This is a genomic window from Nitrospirota bacterium, from assembly GCA_016212215.1.
Classification (GTDB): Bacteria; Nitrospirota; 9FT-COMBO-42-15; order HDB-SIOI813; family HDB-SIOI813; genus JACRGV01.
On sequence record JACRGV010000119.1, the window covers coordinates 1 to 6,296 of the forward strand.

General features: G+C 42.1%; 9 protein-coding genes. 2 read left to right on the top strand and 7 right to left on the bottom strand.

Annotation, left to right across the window (positions count from 1 at the left end; genetic code table 11):
- The first annotated feature begins 310 nt into the window (after nt 1–310).
- Complete coding sequence (locus HZA08_10490) at nt 311–949, top strand: DedA family protein (GenBank protein MBI5193852.1); 639 nt, start codon at nt 311–313, stop codon at nt 947–949.
- A 196-nt stretch (nt 950–1,145) separates the two neighbouring features.
- Entirely contained in the window at nt 1,146–3,500 is a 2,355-nt protein-coding gene (locus HZA08_10495; protein MBI5193853.1) for a PBP1A family penicillin-binding protein, read from the top strand.
- 354 nt (nt 3,501–3,854) lie between these two features.
- Here HZA08_10495 and HZA08_10500 read toward each other — a convergent pair whose 3' ends face one another.
- From HZA08_10500 to HZA08_10530, 7 genes are all read right to left on the bottom strand, one after another.
- A complete protein-coding gene (locus HZA08_10500; GenBank protein MBI5193854.1) occupies nt 3,855–4,130 on the bottom strand; it encodes a type II toxin-antitoxin system YafQ family toxin in 276 nt (91 codons plus the stop codon).
- Nucleotides 4,130–4,390 (bottom strand): type II toxin-antitoxin system RelB/DinJ family antitoxin, encoded by a 261-nt coding sequence (locus tag HZA08_10505; GenBank protein MBI5193855.1) that lies wholly within the window; start codon nt 4,388–4,390, stop codon nt 4,130–4,132. The genes HZA08_10500 and HZA08_10505 overlap by 1 nt, the downstream gene beginning before the upstream one ends.
- A 77-nt stretch (nt 4,391–4,467) precedes the next feature.
- A complete protein-coding gene (locus tag HZA08_10510) occupies nt 4,468–4,791 on the bottom strand; it encodes a helix-turn-helix transcriptional regulator (protein ID MBI5193856.1) in 324 nt (107 codons plus the stop codon).
- Nucleotides 4,788–5,144 carry a type II toxin-antitoxin system RelE/ParE family toxin gene (locus tag HZA08_10515; GenBank protein ID MBI5193857.1) on the bottom strand — a complete coding sequence of 119 codons (357 nt, stop codon included), beginning with the start codon at nt 5,142–5,144 and terminating at the stop codon, nt 4,788–4,790. Before HZA08_10515 ends, HZA08_10510 begins: the two co-directional genes overlap by 4 nt.
- A gap of 107 nt (nt 5,145–5,251) precedes the next feature.
- Complete coding sequence (locus HZA08_10520; GenBank protein ID MBI5193858.1) at nt 5,252–5,458, bottom strand: hypothetical protein; 207 nt, start codon at nt 5,456–5,458, stop codon at nt 5,252–5,254.
- The gene (locus HZA08_10525) at nt 5,451–5,777 is read right to left on the bottom strand and encodes a hypothetical protein (GenBank protein ID MBI5193859.1); all 327 of its coding nucleotides are present in this window, start codon (nt 5,775–5,777) and stop codon (nt 5,451–5,453) included. The genes HZA08_10520 and HZA08_10525 overlap by 8 nt, the downstream gene beginning before the upstream one ends.
- A 383-nt stretch (nt 5,778–6,160) precedes the next feature.
- Nucleotides 6,161–6,296, bottom strand: a 136-nt coding sequence (locus HZA08_10530; GenBank protein ID MBI5193860.1) for a hypothetical protein, incomplete at its 5' end; no start/stop codon positions are given.

Consider the following 6,296-nt stretch of genomic DNA (forward strand, 5'->3'; position numbering starts at 1 on the left):
ATGAACTCCCATGAACCGGGGGTTCACAAAGGGCAATGAAAACCCCACCCTCACCCTAACCCTCTCCCTGAGGGAGAGGGGGCTATGTTGATTCCCTCCCCTTCAAGGGGAGGGGTAGGGTGGGGATGGGGTTGATTTTCGGATGAACCGTCATGAAACGGGGTTTCACAAAGGAGGATGAAAACCACCCCCCCCAAGCCCCCCCTTGTTAAGGGGGGGAAAGTTCCTTTGGTGCTCAATGGCCAACGGCAATCCCCCCCTTTGTTCAAGGGGGGGCATGGGGGGGTTATTTTCGGATGAAAGGAATTAAATGGAACTATTAGCCGCTTTTATCGAGATATTTCTTCATCTTGATAAGCACTTGAATGTTGTGATACAGAGTTACGGTGTGTGGACTTACCTTATACTTTTTTTGATAGTCTTTTGCGAGACTGGTCTTGTTGTTACTCCATTGTTGCCGGGAGATTCACTGCTATTTGCCGCCGGTAGTTTTGCAGCGTTGGGTTCGTTAGATATACGGTGGTTATTCCTGTTGTTGTGCACGGCGGCCATACTTGGTGACACGCTGAATTATTACATAGGCCGGTTTATGGGGCCGAAGGTATTTCATAAAACGAACAGCCGCATCTTTAAGAAAGAGTATCTTGATAAGACGCATAAGTTCTATGAGAAATACGGAGGCAAGACAATAATCCTCGCCCGTTTCGTACCTATTGTAAGGACATTTGCACCCTTTGTTGCAGGGGTAGGTACAATGTCATACAGCAGGTTTGCGGCCTTCAATATTACAGGCGGGATTGCATGGGTAGGCATTTTTATCTTTGGAGGTTTTTACTTCGGTGGTCTTTCTGTAGTTAAACATAATTTCAGTATTGTTATATTGGCTATTATTTTTATCTCTATACTTCCCGGTTTGGTTGAGTATATTCGTCATAAGAGGAACAGCTAATACCTTACATTTCATCTCAACAGCTATTCTTGGTGAAGTTCGGGGCAAATGGCCTGACAGCGGGGTTAGAAAACCCCGCCTATCGCGATAGGCGGGACATTCTTGTCCTGCATACACAAGGGAGATATGTTTCACAGGGAATTGCTGCTTGAATAAGGTTTCTTTTTATCGTATGATGTCAATCTGAAATTCTATCATGAAGAACAGTAAGAAGAAATCTAAAATCTTTTTTGTTATTATTTTTGCTATAACACTTTGCATTCTCGGCAGTGCAGCGTTGGCAGGTGTATTCTTTTTCTCTTCCAGAAATCTCCCTTCGATTAAGTCAGTCCGTGAATATGCGCCAAGCCTTGTAACAAGGGTTTATTCAGATGATAACAGGATAATCGGTGAGTTTTATGTTGAAAAGAGGGTGCTTGTCCCTTTCAAGGCAATTCCGTTGTATCTCAAAGAGGCGGTAATTGCTGTTGAGGATGACCGCTTCTACACCCATAAGGGGCTGGACTACAAAGGTATAGCAAGGGCCTTCTGGGTTAACCTTATTGCACTTGATATAAAACAGGGCGGGAGCACCATAACCCAACAGCTTGCCAAGAATCTTTTCTTAACCCCTGAACAGAATTTTATGCGAAAGATAAAAGAGGCTATTCTTGCAAAGAGGATAGAGAAGGTCTTATCAAAAGATGAGATCATGGAATTATACCTGAATCAGATATATTTTGGCCGGGGCGCTTATGGTGTACAGGCCGCTGCTTTTGCATATTTAGGAAAGGATGTGCGCGACCTGACGTTACCTGAGGCAGCGTTAATTGCAGGGATAATACGCTCCCCTAATGAGTATTCTCCGTATGCCCATCCTGACAGGGCCAAGTCCAGGCAAAAGGTTGTGTTAAAGAGGATGCTCGAGGAAGGATACATTACTGAAGATCAATACCAGAAGGCATATAAGAGAGACATATATCTCAAAAAGCCTGAAAAGCTTGAGGAGCTTGCACCATACTTTGTTGAATATGTAAGGCAGTATGTGATGACACAATATGGTGCGGAGAAGGTCTACAAAGGCGGACTAAACATATACACTACATTAGACTATGACCTTCAAAAGGCTGCGACAAACTCTGTTAAAGAGGGACTGAGGGCATTGGATAAGAGGCAGGGCTTTCGTGGACCTGCAGCCCATAAATCATGGTCTGAGATAAAGGAGTGGCTTGAGGGAGAAAACGGGGCGCTTTCTCAATCTGATCTGTTACCGGATGATATAGTGCAGGGAATTGTTGTTAAGGTTACAGATGACCTTGCAACAGTTAAGGCAGGCAGACTGGTTGGAGATATATCACGTGAGGGCATGGAGTGGGCAACGAAACGTTTGAGCGGTCCGGGATTTAAGAAGGTTACATTTATGGAAAAGGCAGCAGCAAATGACATTCTGAAAGTTGGTGATGTAATAAACGTACGCGTTGTTTCAACTAAGAATAATAACACGGCTGTATTTTCCCTTGAACAGGAACCGCTTGTTAATGGCGCTCTATTATCAGTTGACCCGGCGACCGGATATATAAAGGCTATGGTCGGTGGATATGATTTTAAGAAGAGTGAGTTCAACAGGGCCGTCCAGTCAAGGAGACAGCCCGGTTCTGCGTTTAAACCGTTTGTTTATGGTGCTGCCATTGAAAAAGGATTTACTGCTGCTACTGTGCTGGATGATTCACCTATAAGATTTAAAATCCCGGGATGGGATAAGGACTGGACACCGGAGAATTATGACGGCAAATTTTACGGCCCTGTTACACTGAGGGATGCACTGGCATTCTCAAGAAATGTAGTAACAATAAAACTCACTGAGAAGACAGGTATTGATAATGTGATAAATTTCGCAAGACAGATGGGCATAAAGAGTAACCTCGAACGTAACCTATCACTTGCACTAGGTTCTTCAGGTGTCTCTTTATATGAGCTGACATCTGCGTATGGGGTTTTTGCAAATCAGGGCACAAGGGTAGAGCCGCTGTTTATAAAATATATTACTAACAGTAACGGTAAAATACTTGAGCGTGCTGTGCCTGCGGTGGAGGAGGTACTTAATAAACAGACTGCATACATCCTTACCAATATGATGCAGGATGTAATACAGAAGGGTACGGCGAGAAGCGCAAGGTCACTCGGAAAGACATTAGCAGGCAAGACAGGTACAACAAATGATTTCACAGACGCATGGTTTGTGGGATTTGCACCTAACTTAGTTACCGGGACATGGGTGGGTTTTGATGACATCAGGTCTCTCGGCAGGGGCGAGGCTGGGGCAAGGGCTGCCTTGCCGATCTGGATTTCATATATGAGGACTGCCATTGGGCACATACCTACAATGGACTTTTCGGTACCTGAAGATATTACTTATGTAAAGATTGATCCCTATAACGGACTGCTTGCCTCACCTGGTCTGACAGACTTTGCAGTTGAGGTCTTTAAGAAAGGGACTGAGCCGTCTGCAATGTCAAGTGCCGGTGGTGCAAGGCCGGCAAGGTTCCACGAAGATGATGAGCCGGTGGATTAATGAACGAACAGTGATTAGTGGTTAGTGAATAGTGGCTGAACAAATAAAAAAAAGGGGCTTGCTTGTTTGCACGCCCCTGAGATTTGAATCGGTAGCGGGGGCCGGATTTGAACCGACGGCCTTCGGGTTATGAGGCTGAAAAAGTGCTTTTATTACTGTTTGTGATTAACTGCTACTGACTACTATATTTAGATTAAATATCAAAGGGTTATGGCCTTTTTCATTACTACTGAGTGTGATTAACTAATATGCTTAACTGCCACTAAAATGGACACCGAACTGCCACCAAAACCGACACTGAAAATATGACAGATATGTTATATAGAAATAATGTTGAATCTTTCAGGGTCTTACTTATTCAAAGAGGTCTGCATGGCTGCCGGTTCTCTCAAAGATAATCGTCTTTTCTTTTGCATCAATCTTGTATATCAATAACCAGTCCGGTTGTATATGGCATTCTCTCCGGTCTTTGAAATTGCCCTGTAAGGTATGGTCTTTATATTTTCTGTCAAGGGGTTCTTCTTGTGTGAGTTTTCGCATAACATCATCCAACAATTCAATTTCTTTACCTCTTTTTTGCATCCTGCTATAATCCTTTTCAAAACGATTAGTAGTAATTAGTTTCAACATTAACTTCTCATCTTTTTAATAAACTCATCCACACTGTTATATTTAACAAGCTCTTTACCCTCATCTGTCTTTTTAAGGGTTTCCCTGGTTGTCTTGTTTGGTATCTCTACCTTAAACGGTAACCCTTTATTAAGTCTAATCTGTGTAAGAAAAAGTGTTATGGCCTCTGTTGTAGATATGCCTAACCGTTTAAGAATCTTTTCGCTCTCTGTTTTTAAGGCAGGTGTTATCCTTGCCCTTATCATTGCTGTCTTTGCCATATTACCCCCTTATTATGTTAAGTATAGTAATTGTAGCACAATTGAAATACACCGTAAATAATAAACCCTGCTGCATCTTATCCTGCCTTCTTTGCCTGTAATTTAATAATCAATCTGCTGTCAAGTGCATCTGCAATCTTCTTCAGGGTCTCTACTGTAGCCTTACTGAATGCCCCCCGCTCTAACCTTGAGATTGCACTTTGTTTAGTTCCTAACCTCTTGGCAAGTTCTGCCTGTGAGATTTTCTTTCGCTCCCTGGCCTTAATCATACTTCCCAGTAATTCAAATTCAGGTTCAAGGTCATCCCATGCCTTTTTGAATTCAGGATTCTTCATCTGTTCTGCTTTATACTCACCTAAAGTAGTTCCACTGGTATAACCTTTTGTTGCAGCCTTTTTCATAATTGCCCCCCTTCTCTGATTATAAAATCATTCATTCTTTTTTCAGCAAGTACAATATCCTGTACTGGTGTTTTCTCTGTCTTCTTTATAAAGCCGTGCAGTAGAATAAACCGCTTACCGGTGTATGTGAAATATAAAACCCTTATGGCCCCCTGGCTATCCTTTATTCTCAATTCCCTCATCTTGCCTCTTATCTGCCTGGTATATGGTTCTTTAAGCAGTACACCGTATTCAACTAACATCTCAATTGATTTAACCACCTTTGCCCTTGCCGATTCTGACAGAGAATCTAAAAAGCCCTTTGCCGGTTCTTTTCCGGTCATGTCTCTGTAAAACTCAACCTTCCATTCCATGAAAATCACTATAACACATAAGTTATATAGGCAGCAAGACAGCAAATAAAAAAGCCCTGCTGCTGTTAAGCAACAAGGCTTTTAAAGGGATACTCCTTTTATCTTATCTAACTAACTTGCTTTAATGCTACACTGGCTGATATTGGTATATCTACCAGCTCTATAATTTCTATAACATCATTAACGATAAGGGATAATCCGGCTTCCTCTTCCGGTATCATCTCATTATCTACCAAAGCAGTTAAGGCCAATTTCACAACATGCAGTCTTCCCTTTGCTTCAGATAGCAGATCATGTATCTCTGTGTTATTCATTGGCCACCCCCGCTATCTTAAACAACTTTTCACTGACTGCCTTTATTGTTTTCTCAATATCACGGATGATATAGGTAAGGCCTCTTATCCCGTCTATTGACATTTCAAAGTTGTTCTTCGGGTTCACATTGATAAAGCAATCTACAAGGAATCCCAGCTTATACCTACAAGTAACAAGCTGCTCCGATAAGTCCATAACGTCTTCCTTATCCAGTGCTGCAATTCTTGCTTGATCAGCGTGCAACTCTTCCCTTATTTCAGTAATATGCTTAGGTTCTGATACTACCTCTTCCTCTCTTGCCTTCTTTGATTTTGACATTGTAAAGCCCTCCTATATGGTTTTGATGTTATTAAAATAAAAAAGCCTGCAAGTGTTATCACGGTCATATAGAACCGCCCTCAACCTCACGATTGAAGGACACTTGCAGGCTTAACAAATCCTGTAATATTTTACTCCCCCCTTTCCGTGCCTCTGGCAAGGATAAGGACGGTTACTATATGCTTTTGATGTTGTCAATATAACCTGAACCGGCAGCCGGTGTCAAGAGGGGAAATGTCAGGAAACTTTTTTACTTAAAGTTTACACCCCAGTAAACTTTTATTCCCTTGTAGATACTGGAGGAAGTGGAAAAAGTTTACTTATTTACATGCAGTAAACTTTACACTGAAAGTTAGTAAACTTTTCCGGTTCAAGAGAACTTTTCAATACTTCCCTTCCCTTAATCCATACAGTCCGATTAAAACAGCATCCGCTTTGTTATGGTCTTTCTTTCTGATTAACTTCATATCAGGATACAATTGTTTTACCCTGATGATGGAAGACCCTTTATCCTTGCCC